The organism is Clostridia bacterium (genome assembly GCA_014360065.1).
Lineage (GTDB): Bacteria > Bacillota > DSM-521 > Neomoorellales > JACIYF01 > JACIYF01.
This window is the reverse complement of sequence record JACIYF010000003.1, coordinates 1-19,682: the sequence shown is the minus strand read 5'-3', so window position 1 is coordinate 19,682 and position 19,682 is coordinate 1. Positions and strand designations below refer to the sequence as shown.

Here is a 19,682-nt window from a genome sequence, read left to right as displayed (position 1 = left end):
CGAGGGGTTTAGCTTTAAGAAGAAGGTGGTAGGGTATGCCAGGACGGCCAACCCTAAGTCTTTGTATGATCGTAAAGAACGAAGCTCCCCGCTTGAAGCGTTGCTTGGAAAGCACCCGAGGTCTGGTGGATGAGGTCATCGTAGTTGATACGGGCTCCCATGACGGTACCCCGGAGTTGGCCCAGCAGTTGGGAGCCTTGGTCTACCACGACCCGTGGCAGGAAAATTTTAGCCGGGCCCGCAATGTCTCCCTATCCCGAGCTACCGGCGACTGGGCGCTGATCTTGGATGCCGATGAGGAATTGGCCGGTGGAAAAGAGCTGATACCCAGCTTGCTGGAAGCTGAGGACCAGGTGGAGGGTTACCTTTTTCAGGTGGAAAGCCCTACTACTGATCTGCCAGGGGCTCAGGTGTTACGCCACCTCAACCTGCGTCTCTTCCGGCGCCGGCCTGAATATGCCTTTGTTGGGGCTATCCACGAACAAATACTGCCGTCAATTCTGTCGGCGCGCCCTCAAGCCCGCATCCTGGAAGCTGAGGTAGTCGTCCGCCACCACGGGTATCTACAAGCACAGAATGCGGCTAAAGCAGCTCGGAACCGAGTCATTCTGGAGGCAGCGCTGGCTTGTACCCCCAATGACGTCTTCTTGCGTTATCACTTGGGGATCACTCGCTATCAAGAGCGGGATGTCAAGGGGGCCCTGGAGCTGTTTTGGCCGCTCTACCACCGGCTACCCCGTGAGACCAATTTTTATCCCACCTTGGTGCGTCACCTGGCCATCGCCCTCTTGGATGCTGGTGACGCACAGCAAGCCCTGAGCGTTCTCGAGAAAGAGTGCCAACGCTTTCCCGACTATCCGGAGCTTTTTTACCTGCGGGCCTTGGCCCTAAGGTGCCTGCGCCGCTACCGGGAGGCAATTCAGATCCTGGAGCATTGTTGCCAAATGGCCGATCCTCCTCGTCGCTATGTGAGCACGGTGGGGGTAAACGGTCCCCTTGCTCTAGCGATGCTTGGGCAGATTTATGGGGAGCTGGGTCAGGGACGAAAGGCAGCCCAATGCTTTCTAAAGGCCTTGGAATTGATGCCCGAGCACGGGGGAGCGTGGAGTGGCCTTATAAGCGAGCTACGCGGCCGGGGGTTGGGGGGAGCGAAGCTGGCGGAAGCGGTTCGGCAGCTGACATCTCCTGGCGTTCATAGCGGACAAAAGAGCCTGGTTCAGGCGCTATTGGATGCCGGAGAAGGCCAAGCGGCGTTAATGTTCCTTCCTGCTCCCGAAGATCCAGCTTGGGAAGAAGGCGGGGTCCAGGATTGGCATCTGTTGAAGTCTCGGGGCCTGATGCAAATTGGGCATTGGAAAGAAGCTTTGCGCATGGCGCTAAAGGCATGGCTCCCCAGTCCTTCCCATTCTGAAGCCCTAAAACTAGCTATCCTGGCAGCCTCGCTTGGCGAGCGCTGGCGCCTCATGAATTCATTGTTGCGGCGCTTAGCATCCCTGGCCACGGAGGCGGTTGCTGATGTCTGGCAAGCCTACTCCTATTGTTTGGGGGGTGAGGCGGATTCCGTTCCGCCCCAGCTCAAGCCCGGGGATGTTGAACAGAGAGGGGAAGCCTGGAATCTTCTGGGGCGGCTCTTGGAGACTCATTCCCGTCGCCACGTGGATTTGGCCCTGCGGATAGTCACGGCTTTAGAGGGTGGGGCGGACTATCTTCGCTTGGGCCACCTTTATTACCGCCATGGGTGGGTAGCGGAGGCGGCCGACTTTTACCTCAAGGCGCTGGAAGCCAAAGTAGCTGATGAAATGATGTGCTTGGCCATGGGTAGAATCTGCACAGCTAAAGGACTCCACCGAGAGGCAGCCATCTTCTACCAACAAGCAGCGGAGCTCAATCCCACCCCCAGGAATAGCCTTCTCTTGGTAGAAGCCCGGTTACGGGAGGCCGCGGCTTGGTTAGCAGACGGGGAACGCCAGTTCCCCGAAAGCTTGCGGCTGGCGGCGCTGAAAGAGGCAATTGATGTGAGCCTGGAGCGCCTATCTCGAGGTGATTCCTAATGCCGCCCAGCTTAAGTTTTTGCGTTATTGCCAAGGATGCGGCCCCAAGCCTTGAGGCTTGTCTGGCTGGTGCGAAAGCAGTGGCGGATGAGATAGTGGTAGTGGATACCGGTTCTAACGATGCTACCGAAGAGGTGGCCAAGCGGTTGGGGGCGCGCGTTTATCGCTACCAATGGCGGGACGACTTTGCCGCTGCTCGCAACTTTGCTCTCTCCAAGGCGGGTGGACAATGGGTCCTATTTCTTGATACCGATGAGACTCTCTTTCCTGAGGATGCTCCTCTCCTTAAGGAGTTGCTATCCCGGCCGGGAGTAGAGGCCTACTTTCTTGTAATCCATAGCCTGATCGATGACCGGGGCCGGCAAGTGGTAAGCCCAGCTTTGCGCCTTTTTCGGAGGCGACCCCAGTACCGCTGGCAGGGCCGGGTTCACGAGCAGATCCTGCCCAGCATTGTGGCTGCTAACCAAGGGTGCATCGAAATAGCTGGGGTGCGAGTGAAACATTTTGGCTACCTGGCCGCCCAAGTGGCTAGCGGAGACAAGATTCGCCGCAATCTCCGCCTATTACAGTTGGAATTAGCTGAGCGGCCGCATGATCCCTTTGTCCTCTTCAACCTGGGAGTGGAACGGCAGCGGGCTGGTGAGCTGACAGAAGCCCTGGCCAGCTATGAAAAGGCACGCCAAAACCTGGATCCGGCCTGGAGCTTTGCCTCGTTGCTGGAGAAGAGGCGCATTGATTGCTTGATGGCTTTGGGCCGTTTAGAAGAGGCACTCTCGGCTTGCCGGGAGGCCGAGGCCAAGTTTCCTGCCTATACTGACCTACCCTTTCAGGAGGGGTTAATCCTAGGCGCTCTGGGGCAGCTGGACGCAGCAAAGGAGGCTTTGGAGCGCTGCCTGGCCATGGGGGATGCTCCGCCTTGGTTTACCAGCGAAAAGGGGGTAGGTAGCTGGAGAGCCTTGATTGCTTTAGCCAGAGTCTGTTGCCAATTGGGGGAACTGGAAGCGGCAGCTCAAGCTCTTCTTCGGGTACTGCAATTGGGGGAAGGAGGGGAGGACGAAGCCTTTTGTGCCTTGCCGAAAATACTGCCGCAGCTTAAGGCGACGCCATGGGTTGAGGAGGGTTGGATCAGACTGATACGCTACCGGCTTGACCGGTGGGTTGAGGAAAGCCGTGGTTTAGCCCGCCGGTGGCCTGAGCTTAAAGTGCTACGCCAGGCGGTGGAGACATTGACCTCTCCTCGTCCTACCCTCAGCCTGTGCCTGATCGTCCGCGATGAAGAGGAAAGCCTGGGGCGGTGTCTGGCCAGCGCTGTCCAGGCGGTGGACGACATTGTGGTAGTCGATACTGGTTCCAGGGATGGAACTATTGCGGTGGCCAAACAGGCGGGAGCCCGGGTTTTTTCCTTGCCGTGGCCCGAGGACTTCGCTCGTGCTCGCAATTATGCCTTGGAGCAGGCCCGAGGCGACTGGGTCTTGGTATTGGATGCCGATGAGGAATTGCAAGCCAGGGATATCCCAGTCCTGCGACGGCTACTTTGGCGCCAGGACGTGGAGGCTTATTGCCTACGCATAGCCAACTACTACGGATCAACGGTGGGACCTGATTTTGTGACCGACAATGTCTGCCGGCTGTTCCGGCGCCGGCCCGAGTATAGGTTTAGAGGCATAATTCACGAGCAGGTAATTGACTCCATCCGGGAGCAAGCTGGACCTGACAGCATTCGCTTTACTAATGTGACTATCCTTCATTATGGCTATTTGGATCCGCGGGTAGGGGCGAAAAAGAAGAGTGCTCGCAACCGCCGGCTGCTCGAGCGAGCCCGAAGGCAGGACCCAGCCAACCCTTACTGGCAGTATGCGTTGGCAGTGGAAGACTTCCAGGAGGGCAAATACCAAGAGGCCTTAAAGCAGCTAAGCAATCTCCGGCTAGAGCAGGCGGTTGGGTACGCCTCGGACGTAGCTTATAAGCGGGCCATCTGCTTGATGGAGCTGGGCCAGCTGGAACCAGCCCTGTCCTGGATCGACAACGCTTTGAAGCAGTTTCCCGGCTTCACCGACCTGTTGTTCCTGAAGGCCGAGATTTTGGCTAAGCAAGGAAGATGGGAACTAGCAGCCCTTGCCTATCAGTCATGTTTGCAATGGGGAGACGCTTCCGCCCACTATAGCGGGGTCAATGGGGTTGGCACTTTTCGGGCCTGGCACGGGCTGGGGTTGGCCTGGGAGCGCTTGGGCCACAAAGAGGAGGCTGCCCGGGCGTTTCGGGAAGCGCTAAAGTCCAACCCGGTTTGGCTGCCGCCGCTTTATTCTCTGGCTCGGGTTGTAAAAGCGACTGGCGGCGAGCAGGCGGTGGCTGATGAATTAGAGCTCCTGATCTCGCCTCGCCGGGGCCAAGATTACCTGCGAATAGCCGATGTTTTAGCGTCGGTGGGAGCGAAGGGGCTGGCCCGGAAATATTTGCTTTGTGCCCTGCCGCTTTCCCAGTCATCGCAGGCCGAGATGGAGCTTTAGGTGGCTCAGCATGGGATTTCCAGCGAGGACCAGCGACCCGGCTGGAAATTTACACAAGTGGTTCTAAAAGTTTGACAGTATCTGTAGCTAGGGTTATAATGAAGTCACTCGCGGGCCAGATTAAAGGCCGAGGGAGTTAAGTTTAGGAGGAATGCTTCAACATGCACGGCAAGGTCAAATGGTTCAACGAAAAGAAGGGTTATGGGTTTATTACCAAGGATGACGGTAGTGACGTGTTTGTTCACTTCTCTGCCATCCAAGGTGAGGGGTTTAAGACCCTAGACGAAGGCCAGGAAGTGGAGTTCGATATTGTCGAAGGTCCGCGAGGCCCACAGGCTGCTAACGTAGTAAGGCTTTAACGCGAGCCGATCCGAAGTTAGCCAAATCGCCCCGGTGCTAGGCACCGGGGCTTCTAGTATATGGCAACCAAGGGAAAGGACTGAAGGATTCTACCCAAATAAAGGGAATAATATATCCAGTTTGGAAGCAATAACAGCAGCTTCCGGTGGGGTAACACAAGGGAAAGGAGAAGGTACATAGTGGAGCTGATTACACGTGGCAAGAACGTACCCGTCACTGATGCGCTTCGGGATTACGCGGCCAAGCGCCTGGGAAAACTGGAGCGCTACCTTGGCTCTCTAGACCAGGTGCAGGTAGTCTTCTCAGTTGAGGGCGATCGCCACGTGGCCGAAGTGACGATTCCTCTGAACGGCTTGATCTTGCGAGGCGAAGAAGAGACGGGGGATATGTACTCCTCGATCGATCTGGTATTGGAGAAGCTAGAGAAACAGATAGAGAAACACAAGACTAAACTGGCCAAGCGGGTGCGGGAGCAAGGCCTTAAAAATCTGGTCAACGCCAATAACTTGGCTTTGGGCGAGGCGGAGGCGGAAGAGCAACAGAGAAAAATTGTCCGTACCAAGAAGTTTCCCCTCAAACCCATGTCGGTAGAAGAAGCAATCATGCAAATGAATCTGGTTGGGCATAGCTTCTTTGTTTTTGCCAACGCCGAAACTGATGAGATCAACGTGGTTTACCGCCGGAGGGACGGCAACTACGGATTGATCGAGCCCGAATAGTCCAGGCCTGACCTCAAAGGCCGGATCGACCAGATTGCGATTATAAGCCGACCACTTATGTAAGCAGTCAACCGAGCGGCTTGCATAAGTGGCTCGGCTTATTTGTTTGTTAATTTTATTGGATTAGCTTTGGATTTAGAGGAAAAGTTAGGATCTATGTCGAATACTAGGCCAACACTGGTGCGGGAGGGAAAAGCGCTTTTGGATGAGGTCAAGCAGCCGCAACGCCTTGGACCTGGACCACAGGTGTATGAGGAAGTGATCCGAGAAATTAAGGGCATTATTGCTGCTAGAGTCAAAACTGATCTCCGGGGCGAGATTGCCGAGATCCATGCGGTGGCCGAATCGGGCGTTAATCCCAAGCAAATAGCTCGAGATATTGAATCGACGCTTATGGCCCGCCTAGGGGTGGAAGTTGACCATCGTAAGATTAGCGTGGCCAGGGTTCAAGGGGAAGAGCCAGATGCGGTCCACCCCTTGCCTATCATTCGCCCGCGCTGGGTGGGCATGACCTTGACCGTGAGCGGCACCTCGGCCGAGATTCGGGTGGAAATAGCCCTGGGGGGACACGTATACCAGGGCCAGGTTGCGGGTCTTAGCACGCCCCGCAACCAGATGCGGTTGGCAGCCGTAGCTACCTTGGAGGCGGTGGAAGCCTATCTCGAGGACCCCGGCCAATTTGTTATCGAAGATATTGCCAAGTTGGTACTAGCCAAACAAGAAGTTATACTGGTCTGCATTGGTAGGGTGTCCGGCCGGGATGTGGAGACCTTGCTTGGAGCTGCTTTTAGCCACGGCGATGACCGGGAGGCAGCTGGTCGGGCCACACTGGCAGCTCTCAATCGCAGGTTAGCGCTTTTGCAGAAGGGGGGTTAGTTGCCTCTAGCTGAAGAGTTTTGATCGGCAAGTATCGGATGGGGGCGGATGCGGGGGTCGGGAGTGCTACCTAGCGAAGCGGAAAAGAGCGGAGCGGACCTCAAAGCGGAGCGATGCCCGGCCGAAAGGCCGGAGCTTAAGATGAAGGAGTGAACAGGATGAAGATGCGCATCCTGAAGATCCTCACCGCTTTGGTCACGCTGGTACTAGCTGGCGGCGCCTTCTTCAAGTGGTATCCCTAAGCCGAAGATAAAAGCGTAGCCTCACCTTGCATTCGCCTGCTTCCGATACTAACACAGTCAGTGGGAATTAGGGTTGCCAGCTACTGCTGGAGATCAGATAACTCCGGGGAGAAATGACTTGTGGGCGAACTACCGCGGCAGGCTAGAATTTATATAGCAGCAATAACCATAGCCGGGGTAGCCCTTCTGACCTATCTGGCCCGGGAAGTCTGGTTGGGGGGTTTTGACTGGAAGGAGTTATTGCTGTTCTTCATCTTGCTGGTAGTAGCGGATTCGTTGCCGGTCGAACTGCCGCAGGGCGGAGTTGTAACCGTTGGCTTTAGCCTCTACGTTGCCGCTCTAATTCTCTGGGGCGCAGCCCCCGCCACCCTACTTGTGGTTGCTTCGGATGCCTTAAGCATCAAGAACTTCGGAATCAAGATCCCTTGGTATAAGTATTTGTTTAACCTAGGCCAACTTTCTTTGGCGGCCGGCTTGGGCGGGCTGGCCTTTGAAAGCCTAGGAGGACAGGCCTCGGTTTTAAGCCCATTTCCTTGGATGCCATTGATAGGAGCGGTGCTAGTAAGTCTGGTCATTAACACTGGGGCGGTAATAGTAATCATATCCCTGACCAGCGGTGACCGCATCCACCGGATCTTGAGCGCCAACATTCGCTGGGCGGTGCCCAACTACATAGGTTTGGCTCCGCTAGGGGTTTTGCTGGCTACTGTTTATATAAGCATGGGGGCGGCGGGGGTCTTGCTCTTGTCTATACCGCTGCTTCTAGCCCGTCATGCCTTTCAACTTTACCGAGATATGCGCCAGAATTACCTGGACACCATTGAAACCCTTAGCGCCGCCATGGATGCTAAGGATCCGTACACCTACGGCCATTCGGAGCGGGTGGCACGGTATGCGGTGGCCTTGGCTCAGGAGATCAATCTTCCCGATCAGGAGTTGGAGCAATTGCGGTACGTGGCTTTGCTCCACGATATCGGCAAGATTGCAGTTCGCGACGGGGTGCTCAATAAGGCGGGCAGGCTGGACAAGAAGGAAATGAATGAGGTCCAGCTCCACACTACGGTCGGGGCAGAAATTACCAAGAAACTGCGTTTCTTTAAGGACGCCTATCGAATCGTGCTTTACCACCATGAACACTGGAATGGAGGTGGCTATCCCCACGGTTTGAGCGGCGAGGCCATTCCTTTAGGGTCACGCATCATTGCTGTTTGCGATGCCTTCGATGCCATGACTTCTAATCGCCCCTACCGGGCTGCCATGAGCCCGTTGGCCGCCCTAGAGGAGCTCAAAGCTAGCGCTGGAACCCAGCTCGACCCCACGCTGGTGCAAGCCTTCATTCGTGCTTATGACCGCCTGGGATTTGACCACCAGGTGGCGGGTAAGATTAGCTCCTCTACGGGTGGGATTTCTGCGCCTGCTCCTTCCCATGCCACCTAGGAGTAGGCCTGGTCCCGACTCGATAACCAATGCCCTGCCAAGTCCCACGACCCAAGGATTGAGTGCTGGACGGAGCGGCTAAGGTAGTATCACCTGGGCTGGAGAGGGGAAGCGGCCGGCAAAGGCGTATAACGAGGGAAATGAATGTTTTTACGGAGGAGACGGCCATTTGATCATTTTAGTAGCCATCGGGCTAGGACTAATCATTGGTTGGTTACGCAAGGGTAGCTTGAGGCGCTTAGCTTCAATTGATGTCGCTGCCATCTGGATAGCGCTATTGGCTTTACTAGTAAGGGTAGTGCTGGACTGGGGTCCGGCCTGGGGGTGGGATTGGGTCCGGGGAGCTCAGCTATGGCTCTATGGGGCCGTGTACGCTCTCTTAGTGCTCTTTCTGGTTGCCAACTACCGCCTGCCAGGCTTTTGGTTGTTGGCCCTGGGGGCGCTGATGAACCTGGCTGTAATTGCCGCCAATGGAGGGATTATGCCAGTAGACGCAACTGGCCTGGGAGCAAATTTGGTCCATGAGCTGACCAGCGGGCAGGTAGTGGCCCACGGGTTGATTTCGGACCAGACCAAGCTAAAATGGCTGGCGGATGTTATCCTCGTGCCTTTTCCAGTTCCCAAGAGGAGCAGCTTAGGCGATTTGCTGATGCTGGCTGGCCTCATCTATTTCCTCCAGCAGGCCATGCAAGCTCAACTCAGCTATCGAATCACTTCTCTGCGGCAAAGGTGAGGCCGGACGCTCCCTAGCCAAACTTGGCTAAGCGCCGGAAGGCTTGAATCTTCTCGGTGCGCCCTACCTTGGCTGAGTTGAGGGCTTGGCGCAGGAATTCCACCGATTGATCATAAGTCTTACGATCAACCGGGTAAGGGTAGCCGTCTTTGCCCCCGTGGGCAAAGCTATACTTAACTGGGTCGCGATAACTGGGCGGAGTGCCGTAGGCTAGCTCGGCCAAGAGGCTCAGCGCGCGCAATGATTTGGGCCCCAACCCCTCAGTAGCTAGGAGCTGATTGAAGTCTTTGGGCGGCCGGGAGTAGGTCCGGAGTAATACTCGGTTGAGGCTAGAGGGGTGCAGGTCGCGAAAAGTAATGGGATGGGTAGCGGGAAGGCTCAAAGTAAGCGAGGCTTGGGAAGCGGGAGTGCCGGCCGGTAGCTTGGGTCGGCGGGCGGCGCGAAGGGCCTCGCCCAGCTTTTTTAAGTCTGCTAAAGTCTTTTCCGGTTTTTCTCCTGCTACTTCGGTTATAACCTGGCGGGCGGCCCCGCTCTCCTCCGCTACCAAGTTCAGGGTGATGGCGGTGTGGTCGCAGCACACGGCCAGGTGCGGCTCGCAGGTGAAATCGCTAACCTTGGTACTAAGCCAGTGATAGCGGCGGGCCCAACGTAGAGACTCGTTCATTCCCTGCTGAATTACCGCCCATAACCCGGAGGCGGTGAAAAGGAAAGTGTGGTGATAAAGCTGATAGCCGTCTTGGACGGCGGTATTGTCTACCTTGGCGGCCATCCGGCTGGCATAAATCAACTTATCGGGATTGGTTGCCAGGGGAAACCTTTCCCCATAATCCCTCAGTTCTTCTGGAGTGCGCAAGCTGGTCTTGCCCTTACCCCCGGCGATGAAGATGCCGGTATCCCATTCCCTGCCCTTTAGGGCTTCCTTCAGGGCGCCGCAGACAGTGGTAGTAAGGCCAGAAGAATGCCAGTCGAAGCCTAAAGCGCAACCAAAGGCCTGAAACCAGAAGGGGTCGGCCAGGCGCTGCAGTACCCGATCCGGGCCGGCGTCGGCCACCATCACTTCCACCAAAGCGGCAGCCAGCTTGGTCATCCGCTCGAACAGCCAGGGTGGACATTTTCCCCCATGCAAGGGCAGGTTGGCGATTCCGGTGCGCATCGCGAGCCCTTCTCTCTCAACTCAGCTTCGAACCATGGAACCATCGGATAAGTTGATCCTAACATACTTGTAACCATGAGTCTATCGATTTGAGCCTTGGCGGAGCGGGGGCAGTGTGGTAACATGAAAGCGCTCAGAAACCCTTGGCGAAAGGCGGGCAAGAATAATGATTGTTACCACCACCAATACCATTGAGGGTAGGCGGATCAAGCGTTATCTGGGGGTAGTCTTCGGGGAGGCCATCATGGGAGCCAATATCGTTAGGGATTTTCTGGCCAGCATTACTGATATCGTTGGCGGCCGCTCTGGAGCCTATGAATCTAAACTATCCGAAGGCAGGCAAATTGCCTTGAGCGAGATGCTGGATCAAGCCCGGCGGGCCGGCGCCAATGCTGTAGTGGGAGTAGACTTGGACTATGAAGTAGTCCGGGAAGGAATGCTCATGATTACTGCCAGCGGTACGGCGGTAGAGGTGGAAGAATAAGCGTTGGCACCGAAGCGCTCAGGTGCTATAATGTAAGCACAAGGAAGTTTAACCAATTGCATACTTAGAAACGACGGGGAGCCCCTGTTAGGGGCTGAGAAAGGGCTGTGAGCACCTGACCCGCTGAACCTGATCAGGGTAATACCTGCGGAGGGAGAGATAGACCGTGATTGCAAATGACAGCGGCCGCTCGCCACCCAGGTGAGGGGCCGAATTTTTTAGGCGGGGGCGAGGACTTTCTGGGATAAAACCACTTTGAAAGAAGGAGGAAGACGGGCAGCTTTCCTGCCATGCACAATATGAAAACCATGATCGGAAAAGTTAACGACAGTTTCTTTCGCCAATCCATTCTACCTTTCATCGGAGCCGAATCTTCCCAGGTGGTGGTAGGGCCTACCATGGGAGTGGACGCCGCCATCTTAAAAATGGGCGAGCAGTACTTGGCCATTGCCGAGGACCCGATTTTTCCTTCGCCCGCCTCTACTCCCGAGGATTTCGGTTGGTTTACCGTTCACATTGGCGCTAGCGACGTAGCTGTCTTGGGCATTAAGCCTCAGTTTATGACCTATTCCTTGCTCATACCTCCAGGTACTTCAGAAGACTACATCCGGAGGCTAGTTCAAAGTATTAGCAATACCGCACGCGAGCTAGGTATTGCCATTGTAGGTGGGCACACTGGCTTTTATCCCTCGGTAGTGACTCCCACCATCGGCGGCATAACTGTTTGGGGAACCGGAAGTGAGTTTGTGCTGCCCAGCGGGGCTCAGGTGGGCGATGCGGTCATCGTTACCAAGGGAGCGGCCATTGAGGCTAGCGGGATCTTGGCTTCTGAGCTTGGCAAGAGGATGCGCCGAGATGGGGTAGCGCTGGAGCTGATAGAGAAAGCCTCCCAACGCCGCTTCCAAATGTCGGTGGTGAAGGACGCAGCCGTTGCCATGCAGGTGGGAGGAGTGCACGCCATGCACGACGCCACCGAGGGCGGGGTGGCCCGGGGGCTATGGGAAGTGGCTGAAGCCTCGGGAGTGGGTTTGCGGATTGAACGAGACAAGGTTTTAGTTCCAGAGGACGTACGGGTGACCTGTGATTACTTTGGACTTGACCCTTACATTTCCATCAGCGAGGGCACCATGGTCATGACTTGCGATCCCGAAAAAGCCGAAGCTATGCTGCGGGCTTTCCAAGAGGCCGGAATTGAAGCTTCAGTAGTTGGAAAGGTAGTACCCAAGGACGAGGGGCGAGCATGGGTTACCGCCACCGGAGAGGAGCCATTGGTAGCTCCCCCAGAAGATCCTTTCTGGGAAGTATTTTTTGCAGCCATGACTGAGGGCAACGAGCCAACTGAAGAAGCCCCCCACTCGCAATTAATTGCTGAACTAGAGGCGGCTATTGAAAGGCTGAAGTCTGCCAATATTGTCGATTTGCTTCCGGAAATTGGCGCCAACTTTGCCTATGCCTCGGCCGATGCCAAAGGCTTAGATGATGTAGCTGGTATTCCCGGGCGCATGCTGCGTTTCCGGGGGCAAGTGGCCACCTTGGGGAAGCCAGAAATGGGCGCCTCCCGCCGCATGGGCAGCACCATCCTCACAGTGCGGGAATTTTTCCCCGAAGCCAGGTGCGTGGCCAACTTTGCCAGTACGGCGGCTATCCGCCAGGCATGTCGGGACCTAGGTCTCCGGTTGGTAGCCGTGCCTGGGCCCTCCAATTTCATCCAGCCGGAGGAGGAGTTTGATGGCGAACTGCGCAAGCTGTTGGCCCGGCAAAGTTATCTCCCGGATGTCATCGACACTCCCGACCGGGTCAATTTGGAGCGGGTAATCCTAGTCCTGGGCAGAAATCCTCAAGAAGTGGCTGACAAAGCCATTGCCATAGCCGGGAAGCTCAAGGGGAACTGAAAAGCTTAGGAAATCGTGGAGCGCAAGGGGCGCCAGTCCCGCACAATTCAGGGCGGGTACCGGGCCTCCTTGCCCCCGGACTTACAGCCCTTGGGGCCAACCGAGGGAATTTGCCGACGATGGTGAACTCAAGCTTCACTACGTAGAACGTGTCGGCAGGAGGGGGCGATATAACTTCGGCTCCACCTGACTGGCACTCCGGGCGGCTGGGCCATTGTACTCTTATTATCCATCATGTAATATTTTGTTACGTAGTTAGTAATAAACGAAACCCAGGACTGGAGGGTTGGCCTTGCCTGGAAAACTATTTCCCCTCGGTGGCCCGGTCTCCGAGGAAGACAAGACTTCCCTCGCCCACGAGGTGCTGAGGCGGCTGAAGAGAAAGGGATTCTACACCGCCTCGGTGGACTTTTTCAGGCTGTCCGGGAAGCGCGACTCTATAGTTCAGGAATTCTTGTAACCGAAGGTTAAAGATCCCGATAGAGAAGGGCAGAAAGGCGAAGGTCCCCACCGGCAACAAGCAATTGTTGGCATCCAGAGTATGGGCGCTACCGCACAGGCATGGGCAGGAGAATCGTTTCTCTTAGGCAGGAAAAAGTTGGCTGATGTCGAAAGATGCAGTACCTCAAGTTCCAAGAGTTAACGCTACTTGCGTTTGCCAGCCTGAGGTTGTACGACGGCAGTGGAGAAGATGAGCAGTTGCTTGAGGGGGGCGAACCAGGTATGCGGGTGCGGTTGCTCAACTTTCTTGGATTGGTGGCTGGGCAAAAAGAAGTAGACTGCGATGCCGCCAATGTGGAACAGCTCATTCAACGCTTAGGAGAGCGGCTAGGGGAACGGTTTCGCCAAGAAGCGTTTTTGAAAGATGGCTTTCTGCGCCCGGACATCACCGTACTGGTGAATGGTCGCAATATCCAGTTCTTGCAAGGGATGGCTACGCCGCTTAATCCCGGTGATGAAGTCACTTTGATCCCGCCTGTGGCCGGAGGATGAAAACGTGGTAAGCCCGCGAAGGCGCGCCTGCATGGAAGCCCAGCAGATAGCAACAAGCAAACAAAATTGATCCGCCGCCCAGTTCCGGGCCAGGTGAGAACAGCACCCCTTCTGTTACCATAGTGGCCTTTTAGGCTACCACGAACAGAGATCAAGTTCTCAGGGGAATTACCCTCGCCTTTGATAAGGCCTTAATATTTGGAGATCCAGTATTAAACATCGAGAGCAAGAGTTCCGTTCTCAGCCGATCAATCAGACGGGTTACCGATGCAGTGCCATCGGCAGAGGCTCTTAAAAAAGGCAAACCAATCCCGGCCATGGAAGCGCCCATGGCAATACTTTTGGCAATATCAATGCCACTTCGGATGCCGCCGCTCGCAATTATCTGCACACCAAGCGGCCTTAGCTCTTTTCTGTATTGTTCGAGAAGCCAAGCTGTAGGAAGACCCCATGATGTGAATGAAAGCGCAAGCTGTTGCTGTTCTTTTGATAGGGCTCTGGATGACTCGATCAAAGGCCACGAGGTACCACCTGCACCGGCAAGGTCTATTGCTGCGACCCCAATGCTGGCAAGTTTCCTCGCCACCTGTAATGAAATGCCAAAACCGACTTCCTTAATAATCACCGGCACAGAAATGCTCTTGATAACAGAGTCAATCTTTGGCAGTAAGTTTCGGAAATCAGTGTTACCATCGTTTTGCAGGGACTCATGGAGAGGGTTCAGGTGCAATACTAGCGCATCAGCTTCTACCATATCAACTGCCTTCTGGCAGTGGCAAACAGTCAGGCCGTAATTCAGCTGAACTGCACCAAGATTAGCCAAGATTGGAATGCTGGGCGCTACATCCCGTATTCGAAAGAAATCGCTTGACCTCTGATTCTCCATTGCTATGCGCTGGGATCCCACCCCCAACGCCACTTTCTTCTCTTCCGCAGCCTCGGCCAGCGTCCGTAGAATAGTGAATGTCTCTGGTGTGCCCCCGGTAATCGGTGAGATTACAAGCGGTAAAGAAACCTGTTTTCCCAGAAAAACAGTCGAAGTATCGATCTCTGACAGTGATAGTTCTGGCAAGGCGCAATGCTCTAACTGATAATCCTGAAATCCGCCCCAGGAGAATTCCTGCTCCACATCCCTGCTCAGGGCAATCTCCACATGCTGGTTCTTCCGAGTTTCAATGGGCAATAAGCTCTGCTGGTCTTTCCGCCTGCTCATTCTAGACACTCCACATGGTATGATGTAGCTTGAGGTGTCGTGCCGCTGCGCGCCAACTATTCGATAACCCCTTTCCACGGAACAAAAGCATCGAAGTTGAGGTTGAATACCCTCATGATCTTCCCAATCAAGTGGTTGATCATGTCATCAATAGTTGTAGGGTTGTTGTAAAAAGTAAGCATCAGTGCAACAAACCGCCAACCTGTTGAGCCCCATGTTTCTGCACACCCGGGCTACTTAGACAGTCGTATCGAACTACTGCATTGGTATAGTATTGAGGAAGACAAACCTACTCGCCCTTCAGGGCACGGCAAACGCTAACCGGGTGAGCCCCCACTGCCCAGGCAACCACTTGTTCAGACAAGCTGATGTGAGCAGTACCCGGCACTTTCTCTGAGATCTTATTCTGGAAGGACCTCACGCGATCCCCAAGCGGTAACAAGGTACTGTCCTCCAACTCATCAAGCAGCTCAGCATAACGCCTGCAGATATAGTTCAACATGTACTGGCATAATCTGGCGTCATCTTTCATTGCGCGTCTAAGGTCTTGTGTAAATGCACGCTTAACCAAGGTGTCGGTCACGGCATAAAGAGGAACATCCCTCGAATTACCACCAAGGCCGCTGACACCCAAGATGTCTCCGGGGCCGAACAATCCCATGCCTTTCACCCGGCCTTGCGGACTACTTCTAACTGCCAGCATCCATCCTGAAAAGATTATCCAAATATAGCCACTCTCGCCGACCGAAAGAACGTGGAAGCGTTTTTTCTTAAGAATTACGTACTCTGCTTTTAGGCTGGACATGAGCCCTTCCAAAGCTTGATCGAAGCGGGGGCTCTCAAGCGATTTAAACTTGGCCATGCCGCTCCCCCCAAGGTTAAGACTGCAGTTGACAAGCCGATTCTTTACGCTCAGTCCCGTGCAGCACAAGATGCTCAAACTTTTCATCTAACCAGTTTTAATTCGACACTGGATTCCCCTCTCCCTTCTCACGGATGTTATATGCCAACTGCGGACAAAGGAGGCCGTTTCTAATGTATCCACCCCATATGCGCCCACCACGGGTAGAGAATAACGCCGAGAGTAATTGGAGTAACGAAGAACATAGCTACTCCGAACTTGAGAATATCCTTGGGCTTCCAAAGCCTATATCCCTGCCCCGCTACCAAGGCAGCGTTCTGGTAGACGAAGAAAAACTGGCCAACAATCGACATGTAAGCGACAATGCTTAGCAGTATGTTGGACATCCCGACCGTAGGCCCGTAGGCTGCCAGTGACGGGACGGCCAGAGCCTGCGTGGTTCCGAGGCTGCCCAGAGGGATGTGAAGTATTTCAACCAGGAACGAGACTATTATCAAAACTATCATAGGGTTGTCAGGCATCTGGCTGAGAAGTATGTGGCTCCAGAGCCATTTGGCAAACCCGGTTGCGCCTAGGGCTCCTATGGAAAGCACTCCCATCAGCATGAATACCGTGTTCCAATCGGTTACCTGAACAAATTCCTTGAGGCTAATCATTCCTATTCCAGGCAGCATCAGTAAGGCAGCTACCAGAACAGCCGCATAGCCGGTTTGAATGCCAGTCCAACCGCTAGTTGCCCACAGAATGACCGCGAAAGCCAGCCAGGTGATAGCTTTAATCTCCTCTTTCCTTAGAGGTCCCAGTTCATTTCGTCTTTCCTGGATAACTTCTTGGTCAAATCCTTTTGTGCCCTGGCGAGGCACGAACAAGAAGTAGAGAACAAAAAATGAAACAATATTTAAAACCAGCCCGGGCACAAAAAACCACTGGAACCAAGTGGTGTAATTGACCTGAAACCCGCCGAGCGGTCCAAGCGCAGGATTCAATATGAACCCGGAGTACACCAGCACACCGGTTTGGTTGGCCAGAACGTTGATCATCAGCGCTACGTGTTTAATATAGGGGTCTTCCTTGCTCATACCGGATAGAGCGGCAACTGAGGTGACCAAGGGCAAAAGAAGGGCAATCTTAGGGAAAGAAGCGCCCATGCCCACTACTGAAAAGATAGCATTCAGGCCAAAGATAGCAATGTCAATCAAAAACAGGTTGCGAAGAGAAAACACATAGTGGCCAGACGGTTACCGAGACCACTTTTTTGCATGACAGCGCCAAATATGAAGCACACCAATACAAACCACATTGTGTCCTGCGACCAGAATGATAAGAACTTGGCCGGTTCGACCTCTTTCGGCATCAGACATATTACAATTCCAATCATTAAGAGCGATCCCACGCCTGTAGGAACAGCCCCTGAAACCCATAAAAAGACGGTGAAGATAACTACTGCCAGTGCATGCTTTCCTGCAACAGTAAGACCAGGAGGAGTAGGCATAAACCACAGTATCAGTCCCAATAAAACTGCGATGCCAAGCCACAACACCTTTCTATCCAGTGTTGCTGCCTTGGCTTCCGCCACCCTTGCAGGCCATGTCATCGGCGTCCCCCCTTCTTTCTGAAACTGATTCTACTTTTGTCTTTGAAACTTCCGAAAAAGACTTGCTTGCCGGCAAAAAGCATCAGGCGCTTGGAGGGCTTGGAGGTTACGGCTGGCTTTAAGCTATAGATTTTGAGTGGACGAACTAGCGCTCTGCTTGAATGAGAACCGTCTCTGCCAACTTTTGCAGAGGGGCGGTTCTGCAAGCTAAGTGACACAGGTAACTTGTAGAACCGCCCCAGGCATTTGCATCAACTACTTGAGGTCGTCAAAGTACCTTAGCGCAGGTGGGTTACCGGGGAGCCCAAGTTCTTGCCAACGGGCGCAGACGTTGTTGTACTGTTCCTTAGTTAATCCTGTCCTCCTTGCGAAAACCTCGTAGTTTGCAAAATCTTTGCAGGCATAAATGAGCGCTTTAGAACCAAATGGTCTAGTTTCGGGGGGATTCTTGCTAGGATCCAGATACGTTGACCAGGTGTTGCGAAGTATATCGATATCTTCTGATACCCGGCAACGGGTTGAGGCTGCCCATATTACTTGGTGGAGATCAGACGGGTCGATATCTTCATCAACTACATAGATAAACTTGGAATAGTAAGCGCCGCCAGCGCATTGAGCTGCAATGGCAGCAGCCTGCTGGGCGTGGCCGGGATATTGTTGTTTCAACGATACTACGGTAAGGCCAAATCCGCCTGCCGCAGCAGGTTCCGACCATACCCCTTTGACGCCAGGAATGCCGCAGGCTTCCAGATCGCGCCACACCTTCGCTCCGCGTATAAGCCCTACGACAAGACCACACTCATTCGAACCAGGCTTGTCTGCCATTAATGCAGCAGTCATAATTGGATTGTTGCGGAAATACATCGCTTTAATCTCGATGTAGGGCGTATTGGCATGACCAGGACGTCCATAATACCCCGTGAACTCGCCAAATGGGCCTTCAGGCATTCCCTTATTGGGATAGGAAAAACCTTCAATACACAGTTCCGCCCGCGCAGGAATTGGTAAACCGGTATACTTTCCAGGAACTACCTCAATAGGTTCTCCATTAATGCCACCGGCATAGTCATATTCAGACTCCTGTTTCGGAAACCCTGTAGACGCGATAACAAAGAGTAACGGGTCTATACCGTAGACGCTTACTACCGGGCATGGTTTGCCCATGGCCCACCATTTTTCACGGTCAAGCAACGTGTCCTTGCCTGGTGAAGAATAATATCCTACACAGTTCTTACTGTGAACCATTTGACGATAAGTGCCCAGGTTGATACGGCCGGTTTCCGGGTCCTGGGTGATAATGGCATCCGCTGTGCCGATATAATTGCCTCCATCTCTTGGCCAGTGTTGGGGAACTGGTAAGGCAAGTAGATCTATTTGATCACCTTCTAATACATTTTCGTAAATAGGAGCATCTTTTGGATCTACTGTGACTGGGGGTATCTTAACTGTAAAATTATCTTTAATATACTCAACCAGCTCGATTGGCGTACGGCCTGGTTTGGCTCTCATAGCCAGGGAAAGACGGTTGATGCTTCCTCCGATGGGGTTAAATAAAATCTTCACGTCTCCGAAGTTTCCTTTGTATCCCTTGGGTTTTTCAAATAAGAGAGTTGGGTGCCCGGGAATCTGGCCGTTCATGTAGGTTATGGCGCCCATTTCCAGCTTGGGGTCAACTTCCTTAGGTTATATGCTTTACTTCCCCCAGCTTCTCCACTTCAGCTAGCCAATCCCTCAAATCCCTGATTTTTACCTCAGCCATTTTGTCGCCTCCTAAGTAACTTTATTTACAGAAACCTCTGGAGGTCTGCAATTAGAATATTGCACACTCGGGTCCGTCCAGGCATTAACCTCGGCTAAGATTTTTCTCGAATTTTTCTTTGTCTTGCGCTACTCCCTTAAAACAGACACTCGTGCCGCTAGGTGGCGCCAACAGAAGATGAAAACGGGTGACCTTCTGTTCTTTGATATAGCCAGGATATAGCCAGCACCTACTTCCAGATAGAAGGAGAAGGCCCGGAAGAGGGAGATCCGCACTGTTAAGAGAATGTGTCGCGCCGGTAAGACGATTTTTTGGGCTCAGCAGGAAAAATTGCTTTAGTATGGCAATATAATAAAAAAGTTGGACCAACTTTATCCACTTTCACGGGGAGTGGCCCCGTGCGCTAAGTAGGGTGCTGGGCCGCTGGTCCGGAGGCGACTCAGCTACTTTTCGGTATGCGTCCACACCTTGAGTTTTTAGATCAGGCCATAGCCGATCTTTACCAGAAGATCGAAGAGAAGGCAGGGCTCCGTCAAAGTTAAAAATACCACCCGCCCCATGAATGAGGGACAGGACTCCGTCAAAGTCAAAAATACCACCCGCCCCATGAATGAGGGAAAATTTATCTGGCTTTCTTCCTCTTTGCGATCTATAATCATCTCATGAAGATTAACCTTGACTCTCTGGTGGTAAGACCGATCACGACCGGGGAAGAAAACACCTGGGACGAATTAATGGCCACTCACCATTACCTGGGGTTTCGCGCTTTGGTGGGCGAATCCTTGAAATACGTGGCCCAAACCCCGG

The 19,682-nt window shown here is 53.8% G+C and carries 15 protein-coding genes, 2 pseudogenes and 1 riboswitch; of the genes and pseudogenes, 11 read left to right on the top strand and 6 right to left on the bottom strand.

Annotated features, from left to right (window positions below; genetic code table 11):
- Positions 1-35 precede the first annotated feature (35 nt).
- The 7 genes from H5U02_01180 (at position 36) to H5U02_01150 (ending at position 8,925) form a co-directional block, all read left to right on the top strand.
- Positions 36-2,051, top strand: a complete 2,016-nt coding sequence (locus H5U02_01180; GenBank protein ID MBC7341062.1) for a glycosyltransferase — start codon at positions 36-38, stop codon at positions 2,049-2,051.
- A complete protein-coding gene (locus tag H5U02_01175) occupies positions 2,051-4,558 on the top strand; it encodes a glycosyltransferase (GenBank protein MBC7341061.1) in 2,508 nt (835 codons plus the stop codon). Before H5U02_01180 ends, H5U02_01175 begins: the two co-directional genes overlap by 1 nt.
- 161 nt (positions 4,559-4,719) lie before the next feature.
- Positions 4,720-4,917 carry a cold shock domain-containing protein gene (locus tag H5U02_01170; GenBank protein ID MBC7341060.1) on the top strand — a complete coding sequence of 66 codons (198 nt, stop codon included), beginning with the start codon at positions 4,720-4,722 and terminating at the stop codon, positions 4,915-4,917.
- A 180-nt stretch (positions 4,918-5,097) separates the two neighbouring features.
- Entirely contained in the window at positions 5,098-5,637 is a 540-nt protein-coding gene (gene raiA / locus H5U02_01165) for a ribosome-associated translation inhibitor RaiA (GenBank protein MBC7341059.1), read from the top strand.
- 156 nt (positions 5,638-5,793) lie between these two features.
- Complete coding sequence (locus H5U02_01160; GenBank protein ID MBC7341058.1) at positions 5,794-6,513, top strand: hypothetical protein; 720 nt, start codon at positions 5,794-5,796, stop codon at positions 6,511-6,513.
- Positions 6,514-6,875: 362 nt separating this feature from the next.
- Positions 6,876-8,192: an HD-GYP domain-containing protein gene (locus H5U02_01155; GenBank protein MBC7341057.1), complete on the top strand. Its 1,317-nt coding sequence runs from the start codon at positions 6,876-6,878 to the stop codon at positions 8,190-8,192.
- Between the two features lie 169 nt (positions 8,193-8,361).
- Entirely contained in the window at positions 8,362-8,925 is a 564-nt protein-coding gene (locus H5U02_01150; GenBank protein MBC7341056.1) for a DUF5317 domain-containing protein, read from the top strand.
- Between the two features lie 13 nt (positions 8,926-8,938).
- On the opposite strand, the gene H5U02_01145 is transcribed toward H5U02_01150, so the two are convergent.
- Positions 8,939-10,078 carry a DUF763 domain-containing protein gene (locus H5U02_01145; GenBank protein ID MBC7341055.1) on the bottom strand — a complete coding sequence of 380 codons (1,140 nt, stop codon included), beginning with the start codon at positions 10,076-10,078 and terminating at the stop codon, positions 8,939-8,941.
- A 166-nt stretch (positions 10,079-10,244) separates the two neighbouring features.
- Here H5U02_01145 and H5U02_01140 point away from each other — a divergent pair, with 166 nt between their 5' ends.
- From H5U02_01140 to H5U02_01125, 4 genes and pseudogenes are all read left to right on the top strand, one after another.
- Positions 10,245-10,562, top strand: coding sequence for a YbjQ family protein (locus H5U02_01140; GenBank protein ID MBC7341054.1), 318 nt, complete (start codon positions 10,245-10,247; stop codon positions 10,560-10,562).
- Positions 10,563-10,626: 64 nt separating this feature from the next.
- Positions 10,627-10,735, top strand: a riboswitch (TPP riboswitch).
- A gap of 135 nt (positions 10,736-10,870) precedes the next feature.
- The gene (locus H5U02_01135; GenBank protein ID MBC7341053.1) at positions 10,871-12,454 is read left to right on the top strand and encodes an AIR synthase; all 1,584 of its coding nucleotides are present in this window, start codon (positions 10,871-10,873) and stop codon (positions 12,452-12,454) included.
- A gap of 292 nt (positions 12,455-12,746) precedes the next feature.
- Positions 12,747-12,890: pseudogene (locus H5U02_01130) on the top strand (ATP-binding protein).
- Between the two features lie 179 nt (positions 12,891-13,069).
- Positions 13,070-13,447 (top strand): MoaD/ThiS family protein, encoded by a 378-nt coding sequence (locus tag H5U02_01125; protein ID MBC7341052.1) that lies wholly within the window; start codon positions 13,070-13,072, stop codon positions 13,445-13,447.
- 151 nt (positions 13,448-13,598) lie between these two features.
- Here the strand turns inward: H5U02_01125 and H5U02_01120 are convergent, their stop codons facing one another.
- From H5U02_01120 to H5U02_01100, 5 genes and pseudogenes are all read right to left on the bottom strand, one after another.
- A complete protein-coding gene (locus H5U02_01120) occupies positions 13,599-14,660 on the bottom strand; it encodes a type 2 isopentenyl-diphosphate Delta-isomerase (protein ID MBC7341051.1) in 1,062 nt (353 codons plus the stop codon).
- Between the two features lie 289 nt (positions 14,661-14,949).
- The gene (locus H5U02_01115; protein ID MBC7341050.1) at positions 14,950-15,522 is read right to left on the bottom strand and encodes a Crp/Fnr family transcriptional regulator; all 573 of its coding nucleotides are present in this window, start codon (positions 15,520-15,522) and stop codon (positions 14,950-14,952) included.
- Between the two features lie 170 nt (positions 15,523-15,692).
- Positions 15,693-16,745, bottom strand: coding sequence for an anion permease (locus H5U02_01110; GenBank protein ID MBC7341049.1), 1,053 nt, complete (start codon positions 16,743-16,745; stop codon positions 15,693-15,695).
- Complete coding sequence (locus tag H5U02_01105) at positions 16,718-17,116, bottom strand: anion permease (protein MBC7341048.1); 399 nt, start codon at positions 17,114-17,116, stop codon at positions 16,718-16,720. Before H5U02_01105 ends, H5U02_01110 begins: the two co-directional genes overlap by 28 nt.
- 255 nt (positions 17,117-17,371) lie before the next feature.
- Positions 17,372-18,796, bottom strand: a pseudogene (locus tag H5U02_01100) (UbiD family decarboxylase).
- Between the last annotated feature and the right edge of the window lie 886 nt (positions 18,797-19,682).